The organism is Paenibacillus zanthoxyli JH29 (assembly GCF_000520715.1).
Taxonomy (GTDB): domain Bacteria; phylum Bacillota; class Bacilli; order Paenibacillales; family Paenibacillaceae; genus Paenibacillus_AQ; species Paenibacillus_AQ zanthoxyli.
In genome coordinates this window covers 1-23,668 of the sequence record NZ_ASSD01000311.1, presented here as the reverse complement: position 1 = coordinate 23,668, position 23,668 = coordinate 1, and the positions used below count along the sequence as shown (strand labels likewise).

Here is a 23,668-nt window from a genome sequence, read left to right as displayed (position 1 = left end):
GACAAAGACATGAATCGACTTCCAGGTCCGTCCAGAGAGAGGAAAGATCGCTGCAATTTCCTTCGGAATCCGGTGTTCGGTTTACCCCTTTGTAGCTGCGGTTATGAACTTTCTTGGCGAAGCGCCCCGGCTGATCCGGGTTGTCTCTTCCGCATAAGAAACAGTAAGAACCGCCGGTTCATGGCCGTTATTCCCATGCTGAACAAGGATTCCGCTTGCGGAATTGAATTTGGGTGGAACCACGGGTGCAGACGCTCGTCCCTATGCGGGACGGGTGTTTTTTGTATGCGTGGATATATCCGTTCCGTAAAGCTTTGCGCGGCTGACGGCCGCTGAGATAGGCTTACCACGATTTCGAGGAGGAAATGACAATGGCAGTAAGCATTAAGTTACCGGACGGCTCGGTCCGGGAATATCCGGAAGGCAGCAGCATCGACGATGTGGCGGCTTCCATCAGCAGCGGGCTGCGGAAGAATGCCGCTGCCGGCAAGCTGAACGGGGCAATCGTTGATTTGTCCGCCAAGCTGAGTGACGGAGATCTAGTGGAGATCGTAACGCTTGATTCTCCGGATGGACTTGAGGTTATGCGGCACAGCGCCGCCCACCTGATGGCCCAGGCCGTCAAGCGGCTGTTCGGCGCCAAAGAGGTTAAGCTCGGCGTAGGGCCGACAATTGAGGATGGGTTCTACTATGACATGGATTTGGAGCATCCGCTCAATCCGGAAGATCTGCAGAAGATCGAGAAGGAAATGGAACGCATCGTGTCGGAGAATCTGCCGATTGTCCGCAAGGAAGTCAGCCGCAAGGAGGCGCTTGAAATTTTCGGGGAGCTTGGCGACCCGTACAAGCTTGAGCTGATTGAGGCGCTGCCCGAGGACAGCGTGATCACCCTGTATGAGCAGGGCGAATTCTTCGATCTGTGCCGGGGACCGCATCTGCCTTCGACCGGCAAAATCAAAGTCTTCAAGCTGATGAACGTGGCGGGAGCGTACTGGCGCGGAGACGCCAAGAACAAAATGCTGCAGCGCGTATACGGCACCGCCTGGGTCAAGAAAGCGCAGCTTGACGAGCATCTCCGCCTGCTGGAAGAGGCGAAGAAGCGCGATCACCGGAAGCTCGGCAAGGAGCTGGAGATATTTACGTTCAATAATCTGGTAGGCCAGGGCCTGCCGATTTGGCTGCCTAAGGGCGCCAAACTGCGCAGCATTCTGGAGCGTTATATCGTTGATCTGGAAGCGAACCTTGGCTATCAGCATGTCTATACTCCGGTGCTCGGCAATGTCGAGCTGTACAAGACTTCAGGCCATTGGGAGCATTATCAGGAAGATATGTTCCCGAAGATGACGATCGACACCGAGGAATTCGTGCTGCGCCCGATGAACTGTCCTCACCATATGATGGTGTACAAGAGCTCGATGCACAGCTACCGTGACCTGCCGATCCGGATTGCCGAGCTTGGCATTCAGCACCGCTACGAGATGTCCGGCGCGCTAACCGGTCTGCACCGCGTCCGTTCCATGACGTTGAATGACTCGCATATTTTCTGCCGCCTGGATCAGATCAAAAGCGAATTTACCCGTGTGCTTGAACTGGTGAAACAGGTGTACAGCGACTTTGGCATCAATGATTACCGCTTCCGGCTGTCCTATCGTGATCCGGCAGATACTGAGAAATACTACCCGAACGACCAGATGTGGGAAACCGCTCAGCGTATGCTGCGCGAGGTTGTCGAAGAAGCCGGGCTGCCGTTCTATGAAGCGGAAGGCGAAGCCGCGTTCTACGGTCCGAAGCTGGACGTGCAGATCAAGACCGCGCTTGGCAAGGAAGAGACGCTCTCAACCGTGCAGATCGACTTCCTGCTGCCGGAGCGCTTTGAGCTTGAATATGTCGGCGATGACGGACAGAAGCATCGCCCGGTCGTGCTGCATCGCGGTATTCTGGGAACAATGGAGCGTTTCGTAGCCTTCCTGCTGGAGAACTTTGCGGGCTCGCTGCCGCTTTGGCTGTCTCCGCAGCAGGTAAAGGTTATTCCGGTGTCGAGCGCTTTTGACGACTATGCGAACGAGGTAATCGACAAGCTGCGCCGCCGCGGCATTAGAGCCGAAGCCGATCTGCGGAATGAGAAGCTCGGTTACAAGATCCGCGAAGCCCAGCTTGAGAAGCTGCCGTACATGTTCATCGTCGGAGAGAACGAGAAGAACAGCGGCGCCGTTTCCGTCCGCAGACGCGGGGAAGGCGATATCGGGGCCAAGCCGCTTGACGAGGTGATCGAGAGCCTCGCTCTTGAAGCTTCGACGAAGGCTATTTTTTAACCTAACCAAATAAAGACCTCTGTCAACATCCCGTGAGGCGGCCAATGCCGCTTCATGTATAAATTTTTGGGAAACGGGAAACCTTCGCTAATAAGGGGAGGTTCTCATGTTAAACAAAATGGGTGTGTGGCAGAGGTCTTGGTGTATTTTCGTTACCTTTGCATTTTTGGTTGCACTATCCTTCATATATACGAAGGCGGGACGCGAAGCGAACCGGGAGCCCGCACTACCGTCCATTCAGCCGGTGGCTGCGGCTGTCTCGCAGACGTATCCGCATAACCCTTCCGAAGAACTTAATAACCAGTCTTCCTTTCCCGTAGCCGCACCGGCGCCGGAGCAGATCATCCGCAGCTTCAAGATGACGGCGACCGGGTATACGGCGGGCTTTGAATCGACCGGTAAACGCCCCAGTCACCCGGAATACGGCATCACCTACTCGGGCGTCAAGGTACGAAGAGACAAGAACGCCGTTTCGACCATTGCCGCAGATCCCAAGGTGCTGCCGCTGGGAAGCATTTTATACGTGCCGGGGTACGGCTATGCGATAGTCGCGGACACTGGATCGGCGATCAAAGGGCATAAGATTGATCTTTATTTTTCAACGACTAAGCAGGTATACAGGGAATGGGGAAAACAATTGGTGGAGGTCCAATTGATCAAGCGCGGAAGCGGTAAATGTACGGAAGCTATGCTGGAGAATGTAGGAAGAGTCATTCGGGCTTACGGTACTTTGCCGCAGGAAATGCTGGAAGAAATCGTCTGATTTGGGCGGTTCATGAGCTTTATTTCACATGGGTCAGTATAATCTTCAGCCTACCTTGCCATAATACGAACTGGGGCACAGAAATCAGCCTCTGATTCGTCTCCGATTGGCGCTTTTAACGCCATGGATAAGAGCAAAGGGAGGTGACCAACGTGGCTAAACAACAACCGAAGGTTCAAGAAAACTACAAGACACCGAATGAAAAATTCAACACCGAGTTTGCCGCCGAGAATGACGCAGCAACGAAGCAAGGCGGCATCGCCAAGCCGGTTCAAAAACCGCAAGCTTAAGCTGCACTCACCTGAAGCATCATAGGCCGTCTTGGCCGAACCGTGTCCCGTCTCATCAGAGGCGGGGCATTTTTGTCTTTGCCGCGTATCGGGTAAAACCTTCTCAGCCCCTCCGTCTGAAGACCGAGAAGGTTTTCATTCCCTCGCCGCTGTTAACCGGATGAAGGCTGTTGTAAACTAAGTCCATAAGGTAAAAAAGTTACAATAAGCTAAAGGGGAAATGATAGATGAGAAGATCTATAGCGAGCCAGGTGTTCGGCGGCCTGATTCTAATCGGAATCGGCGTGCTGTTTTTGCTCCGGCAGATGGGATATGCCGACATAGATATCGGTTACCTTTTCTCCAATTTTTGGCCGGTTGTGCTGATTATTATTGGTTGTCAGCGGCTGCTGGGAGGCGGCGGCAGAGGGTTTTCCTCCATCGGTACGCTGTTTTTTCTAGCCATGGGCGTGTATTTTTTAGGACGGAATCTGGGCTGGTTCGACCTTTCCGCCGGTGATTTCTTCACCATGCTCGTTCCAGTCGCATTGATTGGCGGCGGACTTATGGTCATCTTCAGACCGCGAAGGTCCGGACCGCCGGAACCGCCCCCCGCTCCTCCGAAGTTTTATCCAGGGGACAAGTCGGGGGAGAACACAGAGACGCCGCAGCCGCTGGAATCGACATTGGATGAAGAATTTGATCGGAAATTCGGCGGAGCCAGGGAAGAGAGCGGCTCGATCGGAAGTTCTGCAGGGAAAGCCGGAGCGGCCGATTGGGACCGTGATCCGCTCAAGGATGAAGAGAATCGCGAGGCCGATCCGCGCTGGAAAGAACATAGGGATCGTCATGAGCGCAGACGCCAGGAGCGGGAGGAACAGCGCGAACGCAGGAGAGAAGAGCGCTGGGAGCGGCATGAGCGCAAGCATGGACATTATGGCGGGCATGAATGGAGCCATAGCGACAGCAAAGAAACGACGAACCGTTCCACTTTTATCGGTGATATCCACATGGGACGCGAGCATTTTCAGCTCAAAAACACAAATATTTCCCAATTTATCGGGGATACGGTGCTTGACCTGACCAATGCGCAAATCCCGTACGGCGAGACGAAGATCAATCTATCCGCCTTTATCGGTGATCTCAAAGTCTATATTCCAGATGACATGGATCTCGGCATTAGCGTCAACAGCAGCTCCTTCATCGGCGATATGGAAGTACTGGACCACTCGCGCAGCGGGTTTATGAGCTCCGTTCACTGCAAGACGCCTTATTATAAGGAAGCGGGCAAAAAAATCCGCATCAATGTCAGCGCTTTTATCGGAGATATCAAGGTTAAGACGGTGGGCTAGCGGATGGGGACGATTTTTAAAAATACGAAATGGGTCCTGCTGCTTTATTTCCTGCTCTGCGGCAGTGTGACGGCCCTGCTGATGTACGCCGGAAGCTGTCTGGGCTATATCAAAGTCGAGGATTACCGGATGTGGGTGTACCTGTGCCTTGGCATCGTGCTGTTTACCGCCGTTATCGGCTATATGGCCGTGCAGCGGATTCAGCGGCGGATCGATCATCTGGATCTCAATATGCTGAAGGTAGCCAAAGGCAATCTTTCCGTTCGGATGCCAGGGAGTGACGACCCTTCTTTTGCCAGAGTTTATCATGAGTTCAATCTTATGATGGATGCCGTTGAGAACAAAATGAAGCTGCTTCAGCGCCTGGGCGAGCAGGAGGTTGTTGAGAAGGAGAAGGCGGCGGAGAGCGCGGTTCTAGAGGAACGGCGGCGCATGGCCCGGGATTTGCACGACACGGTGAGCCAGCAGCTATTTGCCATTCACATGTCCGCCTCCTCGCTGCCAAAGGTGCTTGAGCGGAATGAAGAACAGGGGCGGACGGTGATGGACCAGCTGATCACCATGTCGCAGATGGCTCAGAAGCAGATGCGGGCGCTAATCGCCCAGCTTCGTCCGGTGGAGCTAGAAGGCAGGGACCTGTTCGAAGCGCTGGAGAAATGGTTCCCGGATTACTGCCGGCAGAATGGACTAAAGGGTATTAAGGAGCTTGAATTGCAGGGCGAGCTGTCCGAGGCGATCGAGCATCAGTTGTTCCTGATTATCCAGGAAGCGATGGCGAACATCGTGAAGCACTCGGGAGCGCGCCTCGTCAGCTTGTCTCTGCGCGAGGGCCCAAGGCAGGTTGCGCTCAGCGTCAGCGACGATGGTCAGGGGTTCGAGCTCGCGCATGGCAAACAGGGATCGTACGGCCTGACGACGATGCGGGAACGCGCGGAGAAGCTTGGCGGCCAGGTTGAAATTATTAGCCGCAGGGGAGCAGGAACAACGATCCGCGTACATATCCCGAAGTTTGTTCAGGCGAACGGCGGAGAGGTATCCGCTGCAAGCGGTCTGGCGGCAAGTAAAGAAGAAGGGGAAGAGGAGGCAAGCGGCGAATGAGCGCGATTAAAATACTGCTGGTGGATGACCATGATATGGTGCGTATGGGGCTCAAGACATATCTGATGCTGGAGCCTGCATTTGAGGTGGTATCCGAGGCGTCAAACGGACAGGAGGCGCTCAAACAGCTGCGTTCCGGGGGCGAGGAAGGGCTGCCCGATCTGATCCTGATGGATCTGATGATGCCGGTCATGAACGGAGTGGAGACGACCCGTGCGGTGCTGTCCGAGTTTCCGGGGCTGAAAATCGTAATATTGACCAGCTTCCTTGAGGATGATCTTGTAGTGGACGCTATTGAGGCGGGCGCGGTCAGCTACGTTCTCAAGACCGTGTCGGCTGAAGAGCTGATTTACGCGCTGCAGGGGGCGTACCGCGGCATGCCGGTGATGACTGGCGATGTGTCGCAGGCGCTGACTCGCGGCATCCGCCAGCGTACGGTGCAGGATGATTCATCCGGTCTGACCGAGCGTGAAAGAGAGGTTCTGCTGCTGATTGCGGAAGGCAAGAGCAACAAGGATATCGGCGAGGAACTGCATATCAGCATCAAGACGGTCAAGACGCATGTCAGCAATCTGCTGATGAAATGCGAGCTGGAGGACCGCACGCAGCTTGCCATCTTTGCGCACCGCAAGGGATGGGTTACACAGGGATAGCGTCAGTCGCGATTTCAACGACAGATGGCTTTTGCAATCTTAAACTCTATGATTCCGCAGTTTTACAAGAATAGGCTTGTCCAATGAAGTCCGGCGCTAAGTTAAAGGCGCGCAGGGCTTTTTTTGTATATCTATCTCGTTAATGTTTTATCTTCGCTTAAATTGTTTTTAATGTCGGTTTAAGGTTTGAAGTACAAAATGTATCCAAGAAAGCAAAATGACTCCTTGTCCGTAAGGACAGGGCGCGGGAGGGTAAAACAATGGACGATAACAAGAACAGATATAACGGCGATGGCGACGATCGTTTTGAGAAACAATCGCCGGATCGGGAGTGGAACAATGAAGGACAGTCTCCCGAATCGAATTCATCCTACTACTATTCATATGGCCCTTTTAAATCCCTTAACCATAATGAGCAGAATACGGACCGCGTGGAGCATTACAGCCGGAGGGAGCCCGAACGGGTGGAAGTCACTGCTCCCCAACCGGTCAAGCCGGTTCCTTATCATTCGTTCCGCTCCACGGGTTACGACGGCGGCTATGGAGGAGGCAACGGTAATGGCGGCGGAAGCGGTTCGGACGGAGGAAACGGCTGGCAGTTCAACCAGAAATCGAAGAAACCTGTAAGAACCGCAGTCTTTTCCTTCCTTGCAGGCATGCTTGTGCTCTCAGGCTCCATGTTCATGGCTGACCGGGGGAACTGGTTCACAGGAGATCAAGCGGCAACGGCAACTGCGGCTTTGAGTTCACAGGGCAAGGCGGCCAACGAGAGCGCCTCAGTGGCGGCATCGACTTCAACGACCGGGCTTGTGACCGGCTCACAAGGCGTCTCCAGTGTTGTAGACGAAGCGGGACCGGCGGTCGTCAAAATTGAAACGCTCGTAAAATCGGCTTCCCGTGGAGGCCAAAGTAATCCGAACTTGAATGATCCATTCTCTCAATTCTTCTTCGGTGACCAATTTGGCGGAAATTCATCCGGACAGTCCCAGCAGAACAACGGCAGCGGCTCCGGCTCGGATTCGCAGTTGACGCCTTACGGCATCGGCACCGGATTTATATACGATAAAGCGGGTTACATTCTGACCAACCAGCACGTAATTGAGAATGCCGACGTCATCCAGGTTACCGTCGATGGCAACTCCAAGCCGTATGAAGCGAAGCTGCTTGGGTCCAGCCCGGACTTGGACCTCGCGGTGCTGAAAATCGAAGGAGACAACACTTTCCCGACCGTGCCGCTCGGCGACTCGAACGCCATCAAGGTAGGTTCGGAGGTCGTGGCAATCGGCAACCCGCAGGGCTTTGACCATACGGTTACTGCGGGGGTGCTGAGCGCGAAAGGCCGGAGCATTGATATCAACGAAGAACAAGGCAATGGTACGCGCAATTATACGGATCTGCTGCAGACGGACGCTTCCATCAACCCCGGCAACTCCGGCGGACCGCTGCTTAACTCAAGCGGCCAGGTCATCGGCATGAATGTTGCCGTCAGCACGGATTCGCAGGGTATCGGCTTCGCCATACCGGTCAATAAAATTAAGGAAGTTGTCGGCAAGCTTGAGGCGAATCAAGCCATCCCTAAAGATCCGGTTCCATTTATCGGCGCTTCGCTGATGACGATTACTGATGAAGTGGCGAAGCAAATGGGCACTAATATCAAGGAAGGCTCCGTTGTGGCCGAGATTATTTACAAATCGCCGGCTTACGCTGCCGACCTCCGTCCGTACGATATTATTACTGGCGCTAATGGAACGAAATATGCGACCAGCCAGGACTTGATCGACTTCATCAAGACCAAAAAGGTCGGAGACAAAATTACACTCAATGTCGTCAGAGACGGCAAAAATCTGGAACTGCCGGTAACGATCGGCAACAAGAACGACTTCAACACAGCACAGACCCGGTAAGTATCAAGCGTAAAATAAGCAGAAGCGGGAGGGGCGGCCCTTCCGCTTTTGTCGTAGATGTGCGCGGCAAAGCATTCACTGCTAAAATAGAGATATATAGAATATTGACAAAGGGGCGGCTTCATGCGACCGAATATTTTGATTATTGACGATGATGAAAAAATCATTTCCATGCTGCGGAGGGGACTAGCGTTTGAGGGTTATGACGTAAAGACGGCGTCCAACGGGGCGGACGGCCTGCGGGCCGTGCTCAACAGCGATCCGGATGTTGTTGTCCTCGATGTCATGATGCCTCAGGTGGATGGCTTTGAGGTGTGCCGGAGGCTGCGTGAGGGCGGCAGCACCGTTCCCGTATTGATGCTCACGGCCAAGGATGAGGTGGAGCACAGGGTCAAAGGCTTGGACCTTGGAGCGGATGATTATCTGGTAAAGCCGTTCGCGCTGGAAGAACTGCTGGCGCGGGTGAGAGCGCTGCTGCGGCGCAAAAGTGAACAAATTGGGAGCAGCGAGCAGGCGGTCGTCTATGAGGACGTTGTGCTGGATGTCGATTCCCGGGAAGTAACGCGCGGCGGCAAACGGCTGGAGCTGACGGCAAAAGAATTTGAGCTGCTGCATTTGTTTATGCAGAACCCGAAGCGGGTGCTGTCCCGCGACCTGATTATGGACAAGATTTGGGGCTATGATTACAGCGGCGAATCCAATGTGCTGGAGGTTTATATCGCCATGCTGCGCCAAAAGACGGAGGAGCACGGCGGCAAGCGCCTTATCCAGACGATCCGGGGAGCTGGCTATATCCTAAGAGGTGACAACTAAGATGTCGATCAAGCTGCGGCTGACCGCATGGTATTCGGGCATATTGGCCGTCATGCTGCTGGCCTTTTCAGCATCCATTTTCGGTTTTTTCTATATTAATACGTACGGGGATTTACAAGACAGGCTCCGGGATCAGGCAAAAGGGGAATCACTGGACGTTGTCTTTGATAAACGCCTGGACGCCCAGAATTTGTACGGGCAAATGTACTTCTATGATAGCGGAGATTTTATCCAGAGTTTGAGTTTGAAAAATATTGATCTGCGGTTCGATATTCCGGCTCGGCAGAACCTCAAGGTTGAAGAATTTAAAGATGCCTATTACAGAGGCTATCATTTTTTGATTTATCAAAAGGCGGTCTATATCGAAGGCTACGATAACAATCCAGCGGCCGTTCTGCAAATGGCGGCATATACCGGGGAACAGGACAAACTGCTGGATCGGCTGAAGACGATCCTGATCACAGGCTCCTTTGCCACGTTGATTGCAGCCTTCACCTTCGGCTTATTCTTGGCCCGCAAAGCGATGAGCCCGATCGGCAAGGTAATCGAAGCCGCCGAAGGCATTCAGACAGGCAATGATCTCAGTGTACGGATCGAATACAACGGGCCGCCAGATGAAATCGGAAGGCTGATCCGGACGGTGAACAGTATGTTGGGGCGAATGGAAGGATTTTACAAAAATCTGGAGGATTCGTACGCGGCCCAGCGCCGTTTCGTGTCGGATGCTTCGCATGAGCTTCGCACGCCGCTGACGACCATTCGGGGCAACATCGAACTGCTCCAAAAGGTATGGGAGCTAGAGCCTGGAGAAAATCCGTCGCTGGATGAAGCGGCAATACGGCAAATCTCGGTGGAATCCGTACATGATATCGCGGACGAGGCGCAGCGCATGAGCCGGCTGGTCGCCGATATGCTGTCTTTGGCCAGAGCCGATACGGGCCGTACCTTCGAGAAGGAGCCGGTGGCGCTGGAGCCGATGATGAACGAGGTGGCCCGCCGCGCCGCTTTTCTCCCCCGGGAAGCGGAGTGGATTACGGGAGACCTGTCGGGCCTCAATGGCAAATATGTGCTGGGCAACAAGGATTATTTGCAGCAGATGCTGTTCATTTTCATTGACAATGCTTTCAAATATACGCCGTCCGGAGAAGTGACGTTCGACGCGGTAGTTTATCAGCATCAGGTAGGCATCCGGGTTAAGGATACCGGCATCGGTATGGAAAAAGACGAGGTGCCGCATATTTTCGACCGGTTCTATCGGGCGGATGAATCCCGCGGCATTACCGAAGGCATCGGACTCGGGCTGTCTATCGCCAAATGGATCATTGATGAGCACGGAGGTTCGGTTGAGGTAGTCACCCGCCAGGGCGAAGGCACAACGTTCGTGATTTGGCTGCCCTTGCTCTTTGCCGCTCCGCTTGAGTAGGATATAATGGAACAGAAGGTTGGTGAAGCAATGGAAGTTATCAAAATTTCTCCCCGGGGATACTGCTACGGCGTGGTCGATGCCATGGTCATGGCCCGTCAGGCCGCCAAAAATCTCGATCTCCCCCGGCCGATTTATATCCTGGGCATGATTGTCCATAACAGCCACGTTACCCATGCCTTCGAGGATGAGGGCATTATTACGGTCGACGGCAGCAGCCGCCTGGAAATATTGGACAAGATTGACAGCGGTACCGTCATCTTCACCGCGCATGGCGTTTCGCCGGAGGTGCGCAGAAGAGCGCGTGAGAAAGGGCTGACGACCGTCGACGCCACCTGCCCGGATGTAACCAAGACGTATGATCTTATTCACGAAAAGGTTGCAGAAGGCTGCGAAATTATCTACATCGGCAAGAAAGGCCATCCTGAGCCGGAAGGCGCTATGGGTATCGCTCCCGGGCATGTGCATCTGATCGAAAAGGAAGAGGAGATATCCTCCCTGACTCTACCGGCTGATTCCCGGATTGTCATTACAAACCAGACGACGATGAGCCTGTGGGATATCAAGCATATTATGAAAAAACTGCTGGAGACTTTTCCCGGCGCCGAGGTGCATAACGAGATTTGTATGGCAACGCAGATACGGCAGGAGGCCGTTGCGGAACAGGCTGGTCAGGCCGATCTCGTCATTGTCGTCGGCGACCCGCGCAGCAACAACTCCAACCGGCTGGCTCAGGTGTCCGAGGAAATAGCAGGTGTTCCTGCCCACCGGATTGCTGACGTATCGGAGCTGAAGGTTGAGTGGCTGCAGGGGATCTCGAAAGTGGCTGTCACTTCGGGCGCGTCTACACCGACGCCGATCACGAAGGAAGTCATAGCGTACTTGGAACAGTATGATCCGGCCAATCCAGATACATGGGAGACTAAGCGTACGGTCAACATGGCAAAGCTATTGCCGCCGGTCAAAGCCAAAGCAGGGCAGTCTTCCCAATCATAAATTTGTTCGATGCTTCAGTTTCGACGCCTTATGTCCTTAGCGGCTTAGGGTGTTTTTTATACACCAGATTTATACACTTCTCACATAATTCTCTCACTCTTTTCTTATAGACGCTTGATATGATGAAGTTACTTTAAAGGAGAGGTGATTGAAATGAGAAATTGGACAAAAAGATTGGCAGCATTCGCAACTGTACTTAGCTTGGTAGGCGGCTCAACGAGCGCATTCGCGGCAACCGCAACAGTGAAGGCACCGGTGAAACCCGTTGTAACCACACCCGTCAAAGCTGTGACAAAAACGCCAGTCCAACCGGTGGTCAAGACAGCGGGTACCGCTAAAGTGACGAAAACTGCGGCAAAGAAAACTGTTAAGCACGTAAAAGCCACTACTGCAAAAGCGAAAACGACCCATCACAAAGCTGCCAAAACAACGGCGAAAAGCAAAAAGAAAGTTGTAAGAAAAGCCGTGAAGCCCGTTACCAAAGCTAAAGCCGTGAAGACTGGAGCAAAAGCGACGATCAGCCTTCCCAAAAAGCACTAGGAGGTTTTAAGGGACTCGCTCTCTAGGCTGAGCACGATACGAAAAAACAGCATACTTAGCAAGGCAAAGGACGGAGCAGCCGCACAGGGCTTTCCGTCTTTTGCTAATTTTGATACATTAATTTGGAAGTTATCCGCAGGAAAATGTAAGGAGCGTGTAGTTTATGACCAAAATTTTTGTGGTGGATGACGACCCGGCAATATTGCAGCTCATATCCGAATATTTAAAAAAAGAAACGTATGAAGTCACTTCTTTTGCGGATGGTAATTCGCTTGTGAAGCGGGTGAGGGAGGAAAGCCCGGATTGCCTCGTTCTGGATATCATGCTTCCGGGAATTGACGGATTGACACTGCTTACCGAACTTCGCTCCTTTACAGAAATCCCGATCATTATGGTGTCGGCCCGCGGCGAGGAAATCGACCGGATTATCGGTCTGGAGCTGGGCTGTAATGATTTCTTGAGCAAGCCCTTCAATCCGCGGGAACTGGTCGGAAGAGTCAAGAGTATGCTTCGGCTGTCTAAAGCCGGGAACTCCCAGACCAAACATCCGGTGGGAGAGCAGGAGGAGCGGAAAGTGAGGGCGGGGGATCTGGAAATTTCGCCGGAATTCCGCCGGACGACAGTGAGGGGAACGGAAATGATCCTTACCTCGCGGGAATTTGAGCTGTTGACATTTCTCTCCTCTCATCCGGAACGCCCCTTCAGCCGGGAGCAACTGATTCAGCAGGTGTGGAATTACGATTTCTTTGGGGAAGTCCGGGTCGTGGACGATTTGGTCAAACGGATTCGCAAAAAGCTGGCGGAGCACGAATCTTCCTTCACGATTCAGACGGTATGGGGCTTCGGCTATAAAGCGACGGTGAGAACCGAGTGCGCACAATAAGGGGAAAGATGCTGCTGGCGCTTTGCGCTGGCATGCTGGTAACGGCCGGCATTACAACATTCCTGTTCCTGAAGCTGGTCGATGAAATCCTCGTCAGCCAAATCAAGGCCCAGCTTCAGACGCAGGCGGACAAAATCGTTCAAACGATGGACAGTGGCTGGGATATCAAGGATCTGGACAACGAGGAGTTCAAGTGGGTTTTGAAGGACAGGCTCTTTTACGCCGACTACTTCGTGACCGATATCAAGGGACGGATCATAGCCTCCAGCGAATCCTCCAGAGTGGGCCATACGCTGGCGGAAGCATCGATCACGCGGCATAAGGGAACGATGATGCTCGATGGCCGCAGAGTCGTTTATACCAGCGAAAAGCTGGGCACCCTTCCGTTTCGTCTGTTCATTTATTATCCTCTGGCCATGATCCGCTCTATGTATGTGCCTTTGTTCAAAACAACCATTTTGGCTGTGGCCGCAAGCTTTCTGTTTATACTGATCATCGGCTGGCTTTCCGTCGGCTATGTCGTAAGGCCGTTGAACCGTCTGAAGGAAGCCGTCGGGAGATACGATCCCCACCGCGGGACGGCCGGAGACTTTCCCGGAGAAGATGATACTGAAATCGGACAGCTGGCGGGCACATTCCGTTCAATGTCGGAGCGGATTGCGCAGCATCAGCAGGGCCAGCAGGAGTTTTTGCAGAATGTATCACATGAATTGAAGACGCCGCTGATGTCCATTCAGGGATATGCGATGGCGATTCAAGACGAGGTAGTCACGCAGGAAGATGGATTAAATGTTATCGCCTCGCAGTCGGTGAGACTGGTTCAAATGGTCGAGAAGCTGCTTCAGCTCTCGCGGCTGGAGACGCTGGAAGAGAACTGGAAACCGTCCCTGCTTGATCTTCGCGACATCGCTGAAGAGGCCGTGCATCTGCTGCTTCCCACCGCGAACGAGCGCGGCATTTCCCTTACTATCGAAGGTTCGGGGATAGGGGTGCTTATACCGGGTGAGCAGTTGTTCCAGATTATCGTCAATTTACTGCAAAACGCGGTGCGCCATGCGCATCAGAAGGTGGAGCTTATTATCGAGAGAGGCGAAGGCTGGGCCATTCACATCGACGACGACGGGCCAGGGCTCAGCTTCGTTGAGCGGGAGGCGATCTTTCGGCGCTATTACAAAGGGCTTGACGGAGGTACGGGCCTCGGACTTGCCATATGCCAGCAGATTGCACTTCGGTTGGGGGATGAATTGAGCTGCACATCTTCGAAACTCGGGGGTGCGAGATTTACTTACCGGCGAACCATTAAATAAAGATGATTTGCCGGAATATTTATTTTGCATAAGGGGTTGACGAGAACCAGATTATCGCATAGAATTGCTTTAGTGATTAAAAGCATAAAAGCTTAAAAGCGTCGTAGTATAATAGCGAATGCAAACAATCAAACATTAAACTATACAGGATTTGGAAAGGAAGGAATCAGATGATCGTTATTACATCGAATCAAACTCCGGAGGAACAAATTAACGAAATTATCGCAGTTATCGAGAAGGAGGGTCTTCAAGTGCATCTGTCCAAAGGATCGGACCGTACGGTCATTGGTCTGGTGGGCAGCGTAAACCCGAAGCTTGCGGAGCATCTGCGCCAAATGAAGGGTGTGGAGAATGTGGTTAAGATTTCCAAGTCCTACAAGCTGGCGAGCAGAGACTTTCATCCGGACGACACGATCATCGAGGTTAAGGGAGTCAAGATCGGCGGAGAGCATCTGGCGATCATGGGCGGCCCGTGCGCCGTGGAATCTCCCGAGCAGATCGACGAAATCGCGAAACTGGTAAAAGCGGCGGGAGCGCAAATTCTTCGCGGCGGAGCATTCAAGCCGCGTACCGGACCTTACAGCTTCCAAGGGATCGGCGTTGAAGGTCTGAAGATGATGGCGGAAGCGGGCGAGCGCCACGGCCTGCTGACCATCACCGAGGTCATGACGCCGGAGTATGTTGATGTGTGCGCGGAATACGCCGACATTCTCCAAGTGGGCACGCGGAATATGCAGAACTTTGATCTGCTGCGCGCGCTTGGAACATGCGGCCGTCCCGTGCTGCTGAAACGCGGTTTCAGCGCGACATACGACGAACTGCTGAATGCGGCCGAGTACATCCTGGCTGGCGGCAACCGTGATGTTATGCTCTGTGAGCGCGGTATCCGCACCTTCGAGACCTACACCCGTAATACGCTGGATCTGTCGGCTATTCCGGTGCTTCAGGGCCTCAGCCATCTTCCTGTCATTTCCGACCCGAGCCACGGAACGGGCCGCCGCGAACTGGTTGAGCCTATGGCTAAAGCGTCCGTTGCCGCAGGTGCCAACGGTCTGATTATCGAAATGCACACCGATCCGGACAACTCCATGACGGGTGACGGCGTTCAGTCCCTGTTCCCGGATCAGTTCAGCAATCTGCTCAAGGATCTGGAGAAGCTGGCACCGCTTGTCGGCAAGAAGTTCTCCACCCAGGAGGCAATTTCCGTTAAATAAGCGCCTCTTAATACAGGCAGCCTTTTTTCCAGCTTTAACTAGTGGAAGAAGGGCTGTTTGCTGTATTTTTAAAGTGGAATTTATTGCTTGTGGGCCCTGAATAAATAATTCACTAAAGCGTAAGAATATCTCACATTGGCATAAAAAATACCTTACATAAGCATTGACGATGTAAGGTTTGAGTTTTATAATGACGACAGTTAAAATTAAACCGAGACATTTGCATGGTGGGTACGGCTTAATGTTCGGAACTTAGGGAGGAAAATTTAATGTCGGTTGAAAAAGTGCTGCAAACGATTAAAGAGAACAACATTGAATGGGTAGATTTCCGTTTTGTTGATTTGGGTGGACGAGCCCATCATATTGCTTTGCCGGCTGCTGCTGTTGACGAAGAGACCTTTGTAAATGGCGTAGCTTTTGACGGTTCTTCCATCACCGGTTTCCGTGGAATTGAAGAGTCTGATATGGTTATGATTCCAGATCCAAGCACTACATATATTGATCCGTTCACCGCTCATCCTACACTCAACATTATGTGCGACATTTTCACTCCTGATGGCGAGCGTTATGAACGTGACCCGCGCGGTATTGCTGTTAAAGCTGAAGAATACCTGCAAAAGAGCGGCGTAGGTACTGCGGCATTCTTCGCACCTGAATCCGAGTTCTTCATTTTTGACGACGTTCGTTACGAGAGCGGAATGAACAGCTCCTCTTACTTCGTGGATTCCGAAGAAGCGGCCTGGAACACAAACCGTAAGGATGAAGGCGGCAACCTCGGCTTCAAAGTCGGCATCAAAGGCGGTTATGTACCGGTTGCTCCGGTTGATACTCAGCAAGACATCCGCAGTGAAATGTGTCGTCTGCTCGCTGAAGCCGGTCTGGTAATCGAGCGCCATCACCATGAAGTTGCTACAGCTGGACAAGCTGAAATCAACTTCCGCTTCGATACACTGAAGAAGACAGCCGATAACCTGTTGACTTACAAGTACATCGTGCAAAACACTGCCCGTCAATACGGCAAAGTGGCAACTTTCATGCCTAAACCGCTCTTCGGGGATAACGGAAGCGGCATGCACGTTCACCAATCGATCTTTAACGGCGACAGCCCGTTGTTCTATGAAAAAGGCGGATATGCCAACCTGAGTGAAACGGCTCTGCATTACATCGGAGGTATCCTGTACCATGCTCCGGCGCTGATCGCATTGACCAACCCGAGCACGAACTCCTTCAAACGTCTGGTTCCTGGTTATGAAGCACCGGTTAACCTGGTGTTCTCCAAAGGTAACCGCTCCGCAGCTGTTCGTATTCCAGTAGCTGCTGTAACACCTAAAGGCTGCCGCATCGAGTTCCGTACTCCGGACACCACGGCTAACCCTTACCTGGCCTTCTCCGCAATGCTGCTGGCTGGTCTGGACGGCATCAAGAAGAAGATCAATCCGGTTGAGCTTGGCTATGGCCCACTCGACAAGAACATTTACGAACTGCCTGATGAAGAAAAAGCAAAAATCCGCAGTGTACCAGGCAGCCTGAACGAAGCGCTGGACGCTCTGGAAGCTGACTATGAATTCCTGACAGAAGGCGGCGTCTTCACAAAAGACTTCATCGACAACTACATCGAACTGAAACGCGGCGAAGCTCAACAAGTAGCCATTCGTGTTCATCCGCATGAATACACCCTGTATTTCGATGTATAAGAATTAATAATTAGCATTCCGTACAGACGGAACGCTTGCTCTCTAAGGAAGCCATTCTCACAGATAATGTGGGATGGCTTCTTTTTTATGATATTATTACAACTTGCCGTTTCCGAATTCGAAATAGGACATCCTATGTGCATCTAGTGCATAAGTCCCTGCTATTCTGGTAATAATGCGATTGATTCATATATCATCTATTGGTGCGTAGTGTTGTGAATCCGGCAATTTTGGTAAATTATTTTGTAATTCACTGCATTAAAGTGGCAAATTTCGGAGTTCTTGCCCATTTGGGATGTAAATACGCGAATATGTGAATAATTATACTTGCTGCCATGTTAGATTATTGCTATCATTACCATATTGATAGAAGAGAAAGGGTGGGAGTATTTTGAGCAAGAGAGCTTATAATTTTAACGCCGGCCCGGCGGCACTACCTCTTGAGGTACTGGAGCGCGCACAAGCCGAATTCGTCGATTTCCGGGAGACCGGGATGTCAATTATGGAAATGTCGCACCGTGGGGCCGTATACGAATCCGTACACAATGAGGCGCAGGAACGTCTGCTTTCCCTCCTGGGCAAACCGGCTGGATATAAAGTATTGTTCATTCAAGGCGGAGCCACCACTCAGTTCGCGATGATTCCATTGAACTTCCTTTCCGAGGGTAAGGTAGGCAGCTACGTAATGACAGGCAGCTGGGCTGACAAAGCGTTCAAGGAAGCGAAGATCGCAGGCGGAGCTCATGTTGCGGCAACGTCTGAAGACAAGAAGTTCCTGGCTATTCCGGAGCTTGGATCGATCAAGCCTGCCGATAACGCCGCGTACTTGCATCTCACTTCCAACGAGACCATTGAAGGCACCCAATATCAGGAATTCCCGGATACCGGAGCTCTTCCGCTGATCGCGGATATGTCCAGCGATATCTTGAGCCGCAGCTTCGACATTAGCAAGTTCGGACTGATTTATGCCGGAGCACAGAAGAATCTTGGACCTTCGGGTGTTACCGTCGTGATCGCCAAGGAGGAGCTGATTGCCGAATCTCCTTCCAACATTCCGACAATCTTGCGTTACAGCACCCATTATAAGAATAACTCTCTATACAATACACCGCCATCTTATTCGATCTATATGGTTAATCAAGTGCTTAAATGGATTGAAGAGCAGGGAGGCCTGGCCGGAGTCGAAGCGAAGAACCGCGATAAGGCAGGACTGCTGTATGATACGATTGACGCCAGCGGCGGATACTACCGCGGTGTAGCGGAGCAGGGCAGCCGTTCGATCATGAACGTGACATTCCGGATGGAATCCGAAGAGCTGGAGAAGAAATTCATTAAGGCTTCGGAGCAAGAAGGCTTCGTCGGTCTCAAGGGACACCGCAGCGTTGGCGGCTTACGCGCCTCCATCTATAACGCCGTTCCTTATGAGAGCATCAAAGCGCTGACCGATTTCATGAATCACTTCCAGAAGACTCAAGGGTAATCTAACCATTAAGCAGGAATTTAAAGACCTTCCGCCGCCGGCGGAAGGTCTTCTAAACGAATGGCACACATCTCTCGAAATCCCCCGCAAAGTAACAGGAGCAATCGCTTATGCGCAGGCTTCGCTTTGGGGGGTTCTTATTGTGCGGAGAACCTGGAACAGGAGGAGATACTTTCATGGCACTTCATATTGTACTGGTAGAGCCGGAGATTCCAGCCAACACGGGGAATATCTCGCGTACCTGCGCGGCTACAGGCGCCCATCTGCACTTGGTGCGGCCGCTTGGCTTTCGTACCGATGATGCTACCCTGAAACGGGCAGGTCTGGATTACTGGCATGCCGTTCACATTGAATATCACGATTCCTTCGGTGAAGTACTGGAGAAGTACCCGGAGGGGCGTTTCTTTTATGCTACGACCAAAGCGGATAAGCGGTATAGCGACTATACTTTTCAGGACGGCGACTTTTTTGTATTTGGCAAAGAGACGAAAGGTTTACCCGAGGATATTCTTGAGGCCGGATGGGAAACAACGATGCGTATGCCGATGACCGGAGATGTAAGATCGCTGAACTTGTCCAATTCTGCCGCAATTATTGTATACGAAGCGCTCCGGCAGCTGAACTTTCCGGGTCTGACCTAAAGAAGTTACAGAAATTTATTTATATCAGCAGGATTCGACAATTTTATAGCGAAATAGTCATATGGAATGGAAATATCATGGTATTTTCTAAATCAGTTGAATAGGAAAGGTGTGCGTTAGATGAAGCCTGCTGGTGTAGTGCGCAAAGTGGATCAGCTCGGCAGAATTGTTCTGCCTAAATCCCTTCGTAAAAGGTATCAAATGAATGAGGGGGACCCTGTTGAAATTTTGGTTCAGGGCGATCATATTATTTTGGAGCGTTATCGTCCCAAATGCGTATTTTGCGGTTCCATGGACGAGGTTAGCGAATATAAGGAACGTTATATTTGCGCCCAGTGTATGGGCGAAATGACCCAACTGCAAAGACACGCTTAAGCAAAATATAGAATTTTCCCGGAACGCTTCATACCGCAAGCGTACTCGCCGGAAGCAGAGCGCCGCATCCTTGCGGCGTTTTTCTTTTTTAGCTGATGCGGATTTAATGGCGATGAGAATTCCCCCTCTGCAGCTTTCGCAATTAAAAAAAGCTCCCCTCGTTATCCGAAGGAAGCTCAGCCCTTAGAGGCCCTTAGTCTTGTCGTCATTATATGAGGCGGTGAGAATACCGGTCAGAAACAGCAGAAATACAAGGAAGATAATCCAAAAGGTCAGTGAGAACGACATGCGCACACCTCCGAATGGAAATATTGTCATTACTATTATTATATCCGGGCTGTGAATAAAAATAAATGATATTGTGATCTGCCGCATAGATATTAATATTGGTTCAGTTATTTGAAAAATAAAAAGCTTGTCGGCACCCGCCGAAGAGTGCCGTCGGACGGCTGGTTTACGACTTTTCCGTCAAATACGAGCGACGAAGAACCTCCGCCATCCAGATTATACGCATCCGTTACGCCCATCTGATACAGCTTATCTTGAAGCTCCTCCAATGTGGCTCCGGAACTGCCGCTCTCGCTGTAGCCCTCGGCAACGATGACAAGCAGCTGATCGTCTTTGTATCTGCCGATCGCAGTGCGTGGCGCCCGCCTTGGGGACATCTCCCATTTTACGGGTATCTCCGTTTTGAGGCCATCCTGCAGCAGCACAGGCACAAAGGAAGCCCCGAAAGCCGGTTCCAGCTTGTCAAGCTGCTCACGGCTGTAAAACTTCCCGCCAATCAACCTTCCTTCTTTGTTCAGCCCTACAAAGCTTAAGTCTTTATAACTGGATTCAAAGCCGGTCACATACTGACCTTCCACAATTGTGGTACTGAGCGGAAATCTTCTGCCGTCCTTATCGGCAAAGCCCCCTGCGTTAATGCCGGCGACGGCCCCGTACCGGTTGGCCGCTTGAAGGGTCGTTTCCGAACCTCCAAGACCTTCCTGTCCAAGGCTCATAGTCATCGCCGCCTTGTCCTTGAGCTTGATCTTCATTGCGTAGCCAGTATAGTCACCGGGATTAACCCGGTACAGCTCGATTCGTATCCGGCTGCTGTTGATGACATCGAATGGGAAGCCGAGTTTGGCCGTAATCCGCCGGTTGTATATCAATGCCGGACGGCTCGCCTGAGTCACAGCTTTATCCACAAGCGCGTTCATCGTAGCGGTCGTTTCCTTGTACAGCTTCGCACTGGCGCTCACCGATTTCATCGTGTGGGCGGCGGAGGCCTGAGCTGTGCCCAGCTGGTCTTTGATCCCGGATGTCAGCTGTACTGGACCTGCGGAAGGCGAGAACCGCTGCGTTTCCAGATCCAGTGTAAGCGACGGCCTGTAAAGCGACAGGCACAGCAGAAGGCCGATGAACGGCGCGGTAACGAGCATAAAGAAACGGTTCACTCTTTTGACCGGTGTTATCATTTCAGCAGATCCATCTCTTTCTGTAACGCGTCAAGCTGCTTGCGAACCTCGCTTAATTGAGTATACAGCTTATTGCTGTTGTCCGTCTTAGTGCTGGCGTTATCCTTGGTAAAAGTAAGGAGTTCATTAAACGACTGTACTTTGTCCTGCAGCTCGCTGATCTCTTTCGATAATACCGATAGTTTCTTCTCGTAATCCGACTGAAGCAGGGAAAGCTGCTGCTGATTCTGCGCGGACAGCTGCCGCAGCATCTGGTCCTTCAAATGATTCATGTAGCTGTACACGGTGAAGCCGCAGGCTGCAATCACGGCTAGCCAGAACAGCAGAAACCATTTAACGGAGGAGCCGTTTCTCGTTGCGGCACGTCGTTTATACGCGTCCGGCGATTCCATTGACGGCTGCATTCATAATCACCTCGAACCTTTTTGTGAGTCCTTATTCTACCAGAATTATGCTAGTTTCGCAAAAAGGCGAGAGGAAGAATCAGGAAAAAAATAATTGCATCCTTAGAAGGCGGGCGTTACAATTTCACTAGATTCGCAATGCATCCATTGTATGTAGCGTATAGGAAAAAAGGCGGAGTACATCACGAGATCGCTTCCCATCTTACATTATCCGGAAAGTGCCAACATACGTATAGTTCTGGGTAAATTACATAGTATCAGGAGGTTTGGGCTTTAATGATGAAGGTTTGGCAGGTAGTGATTATGGGCTGTCATCCCACGAGTATGCTGGGAACGAAATTGATTTTGGAAGAAGCGGGGAATCTGATTGTACTAGGAACTTACAGTGATTGGACGGAAGGAGCCGCGATAGTACGGGAAAATCGGCCGGAACTGGTGCTTCTTGACTACTGCATGTCGGGTGATCTGATTGAGACGATACTGCCCGAGATGAAAAAGAGTGCTCTATCTTCCCATTTTGTCGTGATGACCGACAGAGAGGGCAGAGAGCTGTTTCAGCCGCTCTTAAAGCTGGGTGCCAGCGGCGTCTTATCTAAAGGAGCGTCGCCGAGCCAACTGCTGCAGCTGATTGCAGGATTGCGCGAGGGGTTTCTGTCCATGCCGCTCGGATGGCTGGGGTCGATGGTTACACCGATTTGCTCGTCCGAGGAGAACGGCGCTGTGTTGAAGCTGACCGCGACCGAGCGTTTTATTATGGAACAAATTGTTCAAGGGGTTACTTACGATAAAATCGCGCTTGAAATTGATGTAAGCCGCCGGTCCATTGACAATTATCTGCGCAAGATTTATGTTAAACTCGAAGTTTCCACCCGGGCGCAGGCGATTGAGAAATATGCGCTGTATTCACATCAGATCAGACCCATGTATGCATAATATCCGGTGGGACGGCATAATGCAGCGTCTTCCGGAATATTCATTCATGTAAGCATGAAGGGGGGCGCCGCATGAAATACGATTTTTCCGCTCGTACGCATACGCTGATGACTTCGCCGCTGCTGAGCATCCGGACACAGACGCGCAGAGGTTCCATCATATCGCTGGCTGAAGAGCTGCCTGCGGAGGAATTGTTCCCGCTGTCCCTGCTGGCCGAAGCGGCTTCAACTGTAATTTCTGCCGACGCGCAGGCGCTCCAGTACGGAGATCCTGAAGGATATGGGCCGCTGCGGGAGTGGCTGAAAGACGACTGGCTGAGAGGCAAGGGAGTACATATTCCCCCGGGAGGCGTCCTGCTGACGACAGGCAGCCAGCAGGCGGTAGACCTGCTGTCCCGGGTATATATCGATCCGGGCGACCGCGTGCTTGTGGAAAATCCTACATCCCCCGGCTTCCTGCAGGTGCTGCGGATGCAGGGAGCGGTCATTATACCGGTCGAGAGCGACCGTGACGGTCTGCTGCCAGAGCATTTACGGGAGCTCATCGTGACCCATCGGCCTAAGGCGCTGTTAGCCGCACCGAGCTTCACGAATCCGAGCGGCATTCTCTGGAGCCTGGAAAGACGTAGAGAAGTGCTAGAGCTGTGCATTTCACATAATGTGCTTATTGTAGAAGACGATTCCTACGGAGATCTTCATTTTCAGCGTCAGAATCGGATCGCGTCCAAATATCCTTCTCTATATGCGCTCGAGAACGCGGGTGAGGGAGGGCATGTGCTCTATATCGGTTCCTTCAGCAAGACGGTTGCGCCTGCCCTCCGGACGGGCTGGGCAGCGGGCAGCCGGGAGCTGATCGGCGTGATGGCGGCTGCCAAGGGAATGGCGGATTGGCAGTCGAGCTCGCTGAATCAGCGTCTGCTGTACCATCTGCTGCATGTATCCGCGTTCGACTTACGTGAGCATATTGCAATGTTGAACCGCGAATACGATACGAGGCTGAAGCTGATGGTGGAGCTGCTCAAGCGTCCCGCCTGGAAGGACTGCACCTATCATCTGCCCTCTGGCGGCATGTTCCTGTGGGTATCGCTGCCGGACGGACTGGATGCTTTAGTCCTGCTGAAGAATGCGCTGCGCAAGGGGGTGGCTTACCTG

Annotated in this window: 22 protein-coding genes; 20 read left to right on the top strand and 2 right to left on the bottom strand. The window is 52.2% G+C overall.

Going from position 1 to position 23,668, the window contains the following annotated elements; translation table 11 throughout:
* Positions 1-371: 371 nt before the first annotated feature.
* The 18 genes from thrS (at position 372) to L691_RS0111350 (ending at position 19,717) form a co-directional block, all read left to right on the top strand.
* Positions 372-2,312 carry a threonine--tRNA ligase gene (gene thrS, locus L691_RS0111435; RefSeq protein WP_025690658.1) on the top strand — a complete coding sequence of 647 codons (1,941 nt, stop codon included), beginning with the start codon at positions 372-374 and terminating at the stop codon, positions 2,310-2,312.
* A gap of 106 nt (positions 2,313-2,418) precedes the next feature.
* A complete protein-coding gene (locus L691_RS33945; protein WP_025690657.1) occupies positions 2,419-3,075 on the top strand; it encodes a 3D domain-containing protein in 657 nt (218 codons plus the stop codon).
* Positions 3,076-3,227: 152 nt separating this feature from the next.
* Complete coding sequence (locus L691_RS31985; protein ID WP_156934220.1) at positions 3,228-3,365, top strand: hypothetical protein; 138 nt, start codon at positions 3,228-3,230, stop codon at positions 3,363-3,365.
* Between the two features lie 227 nt (positions 3,366-3,592).
* Positions 3,593-4,696: a cell wall-active antibiotics response protein LiaF gene (gene liaF, locus L691_RS0111420; protein ID WP_025690656.1), complete on the top strand. Its 1,104-nt coding sequence runs from the start codon at positions 3,593-3,595 to the stop codon at positions 4,694-4,696.
* A 3-nt stretch (positions 4,697-4,699) separates the two neighbouring features.
* A complete protein-coding gene (locus tag L691_RS0111415; RefSeq protein WP_025690655.1) occupies positions 4,700-5,794 on the top strand; it encodes a sensor histidine kinase in 1,095 nt (364 codons plus the stop codon).
* Positions 5,791-6,447: a response regulator gene (locus L691_RS0111410; protein WP_025690654.1), complete on the top strand. Its 657-nt coding sequence runs from the start codon at positions 5,791-5,793 to the stop codon at positions 6,445-6,447. Before L691_RS0111415 ends, L691_RS0111410 begins: the two co-directional genes overlap by 4 nt.
* Before the next feature lie 260 nt (positions 6,448-6,707).
* Positions 6,708-8,351 carry a S1C family serine protease gene (locus tag L691_RS0111405; RefSeq protein WP_025690653.1) on the top strand — a complete coding sequence of 548 codons (1,644 nt, stop codon included), beginning with the start codon at positions 6,708-6,710 and terminating at the stop codon, positions 8,349-8,351.
* Positions 8,352-8,474: 123 nt separating this feature from the next.
* Positions 8,475-9,164, top strand: a complete 690-nt coding sequence (locus L691_RS0111400; RefSeq protein WP_025690652.1) for a response regulator transcription factor — start codon at positions 8,475-8,477, stop codon at positions 9,162-9,164.
* A gap of 1 nt (position 9,165) precedes the next feature.
* Positions 9,166-10,587 (top strand): sensor histidine kinase, encoded by a 1,422-nt coding sequence (locus tag L691_RS0111395; protein WP_025690650.1) that lies wholly within the window; start codon positions 9,166-9,168, stop codon positions 10,585-10,587.
* 30 nt (positions 10,588-10,617) lie between these two features.
* The gene (locus L691_RS0111390) at positions 10,618-11,583 is read left to right on the top strand and encodes a 4-hydroxy-3-methylbut-2-enyl diphosphate reductase (RefSeq protein ID WP_025690649.1); all 966 of its coding nucleotides are present in this window, start codon (positions 10,618-10,620) and stop codon (positions 11,581-11,583) included.
* Positions 11,584-11,736: 153 nt separating this feature from the next.
* A complete protein-coding gene (locus L691_RS0111385) occupies positions 11,737-12,123 on the top strand; it encodes a hypothetical protein (RefSeq protein WP_025690648.1) in 387 nt (128 codons plus the stop codon).
* 163 nt (positions 12,124-12,286) lie between these two features.
* Positions 12,287-13,006, top strand: a complete 720-nt coding sequence (locus L691_RS0111380; protein WP_025690646.1) for a response regulator transcription factor — start codon at positions 12,287-12,289, stop codon at positions 13,004-13,006.
* 8 nt (positions 13,007-13,014) lie between these two features.
* Positions 13,015-14,313 (top strand): sensor histidine kinase, encoded by a 1,299-nt coding sequence (locus L691_RS0111375; RefSeq protein WP_232229160.1) that lies wholly within the window; start codon positions 13,015-13,017, stop codon positions 14,311-14,313.
* A 170-nt stretch (positions 14,314-14,483) separates the two neighbouring features.
* Positions 14,484-15,527, top strand: a complete 1,044-nt coding sequence (gene aroF / locus L691_RS0111370; protein ID WP_025690644.1) for a 3-deoxy-7-phosphoheptulonate synthase — start codon at positions 14,484-14,486, stop codon at positions 15,525-15,527.
* Between the two features lie 269 nt (positions 15,528-15,796).
* Positions 15,797-17,221, top strand: a complete 1,425-nt coding sequence (gene glnA, locus L691_RS0111365; protein WP_025690643.1) for a type I glutamate--ammonia ligase — start codon at positions 15,797-15,799, stop codon at positions 17,219-17,221.
* A 388-nt stretch (positions 17,222-17,609) separates the two neighbouring features.
* Positions 17,610-18,701: a 3-phosphoserine/phosphohydroxythreonine transaminase gene (serC, locus tag L691_RS0111360; protein WP_198023014.1), complete on the top strand. Its 1,092-nt coding sequence runs from the start codon at positions 17,610-17,612 to the stop codon at positions 18,699-18,701.
* Between the two features lie 176 nt (positions 18,702-18,877).
* The gene (gene trmL, locus L691_RS0111355; RefSeq protein WP_025690639.1) at positions 18,878-19,342 is read left to right on the top strand and encodes a tRNA (uridine(34)/cytosine(34)/5-carboxymethylaminomethyluridine(34)-2'-O)-methyltransferase TrmL; all 465 of its coding nucleotides are present in this window, start codon (positions 18,878-18,880) and stop codon (positions 19,340-19,342) included.
* A 120-nt stretch (positions 19,343-19,462) separates the two neighbouring features.
* On the top strand, positions 19,463-19,717 hold the full coding sequence (locus L691_RS0111350; protein ID WP_025690638.1) for an AbrB/MazE/SpoVT family DNA-binding domain-containing protein: 255 nt from the start codon (positions 19,463-19,465) through the stop codon (positions 19,715-19,717).
* Positions 19,718-20,112: 395 nt separating this feature from the next.
* On the opposite strand, the gene L691_RS0111340 is transcribed toward L691_RS0111350, so the two are convergent.
* Both L691_RS0111340 and L691_RS0111335 read right to left on the bottom strand, forming a co-directional pair.
* Positions 20,113-21,180 carry a phosphodiester glycosidase family protein gene (locus L691_RS0111340; RefSeq protein ID WP_025690636.1) on the bottom strand — a complete coding sequence of 356 codons (1,068 nt, stop codon included), beginning with the start codon at positions 21,178-21,180 and terminating at the stop codon, positions 20,113-20,115.
* A complete protein-coding gene (locus L691_RS0111335; protein ID WP_025690635.1) occupies positions 21,177-21,584 on the bottom strand; it encodes a hypothetical protein in 408 nt (135 codons plus the stop codon). The genes L691_RS0111340 and L691_RS0111335 overlap by 4 nt, the downstream gene beginning before the upstream one ends.
* A 276-nt stretch (positions 21,585-21,860) precedes the next feature.
* Between L691_RS0111335 and L691_RS0111330 the strand changes: the two genes are divergently transcribed.
* Together L691_RS0111330 and L691_RS0111325 are read left to right on the top strand one after the other, a co-directional pair.
* On the top strand, positions 21,861-22,517 hold the full coding sequence (locus L691_RS0111330; RefSeq protein WP_025690634.1) for a LuxR C-terminal-related transcriptional regulator: 657 nt from the start codon (positions 21,861-21,863) through the stop codon (positions 22,515-22,517).
* A 71-nt stretch (positions 22,518-22,588) separates the two neighbouring features.
* Positions 22,589-23,668: aminotransferase-like domain-containing protein (locus L691_RS0111325; protein ID WP_025690632.1), on the top strand; the 1,080-nt coding region annotated here is incomplete at its 3' end.

Bases quoted from the DNA above. Each gene is read 5' to 3' on its own strand.
- thrS (WP_025690658.1), top strand. From the start codon at position 372: ATGGCAGTAAGCATTAAGTTACCGGACGGCTCGGTCCGGGAATATCCG.
- L691_RS33945 (WP_025690657.1), top strand. From the start codon at position 2,419: ATGTTAAACAAAATGGGTGTGTGGCAGAGGTCTTGGTGTATTTTCGTT.
- liaF (WP_025690656.1), top strand. From the start codon at position 3,593: ATGAGAAGATCTATAGCGAGCCAGGTGTTCGGCGGCCTGATTCTAATC.
- L691_RS0111415 (WP_025690655.1), top strand. From the start codon at position 4,700: ATGGGGACGATTTTTAAAAATACGAAATGGGTCCTGCTGCTTTATTTC.
- L691_RS0111410 (WP_025690654.1), top strand. From the start codon at position 5,791: ATGAGCGCGATTAAAATACTGCTGGTGGATGACCATGATATGGTGCGT.
- L691_RS0111405 (WP_025690653.1), top strand. From the start codon at position 6,708: ATGGACGATAACAAGAACAGATATAACGGCGATGGCGACGATCGTTTT.
- L691_RS0111400 (WP_025690652.1), top strand. From the start codon at position 8,475: ATGCGACCGAATATTTTGATTATTGACGATGATGAAAAAATCATTTCC.
- L691_RS0111395 (WP_025690650.1), top strand. From the start codon at position 9,166: ATGTCGATCAAGCTGCGGCTGACCGCATGGTATTCGGGCATATTGGCC.
- L691_RS0111390 (WP_025690649.1), top strand. From the start codon at position 10,618: ATGGAAGTTATCAAAATTTCTCCCCGGGGATACTGCTACGGCGTGGTC.
- L691_RS0111385 (WP_025690648.1), top strand. From the start codon at position 11,737: ATGAGAAATTGGACAAAAAGATTGGCAGCATTCGCAACTGTACTTAGC.
- L691_RS0111380 (WP_025690646.1), top strand. From the start codon at position 12,287: ATGACCAAAATTTTTGTGGTGGATGACGACCCGGCAATATTGCAGCTC.
- L691_RS0111375 (WP_232229160.1), top strand. From the start codon at position 13,015: ATGCTGCTGGCGCTTTGCGCTGGCATGCTGGTAACGGCCGGCATTACA.
- aroF (WP_025690644.1), top strand. From the start codon at position 14,484: ATGATCGTTATTACATCGAATCAAACTCCGGAGGAACAAATTAACGAA.
- glnA (WP_025690643.1), top strand. From the start codon at position 15,797: ATGTCGGTTGAAAAAGTGCTGCAAACGATTAAAGAGAACAACATTGAA.
- trmL (WP_025690639.1), top strand. From the start codon at position 18,878: ATGGCACTTCATATTGTACTGGTAGAGCCGGAGATTCCAGCCAACACG.
- L691_RS0111350 (WP_025690638.1), top strand. From the start codon at position 19,463: ATGAAGCCTGCTGGTGTAGTGCGCAAAGTGGATCAGCTCGGCAGAATT.
- L691_RS0111340 (WP_025690636.1), bottom strand. From the start codon at position 21,180: ATGATAACACCGGTCAAAAGAGTGAACCGTTTCTTTATGCTCGTTACC.
- L691_RS0111335 (WP_025690635.1), bottom strand. From the start codon at position 21,584: ATGCAGCCGTCAATGGAATCGCCGGACGCGTATAAACGACGTGCCGCA.
- L691_RS0111330 (WP_025690634.1), top strand. From the start codon at position 21,861: ATGATGAAGGTTTGGCAGGTAGTGATTATGGGCTGTCATCCCACGAGT.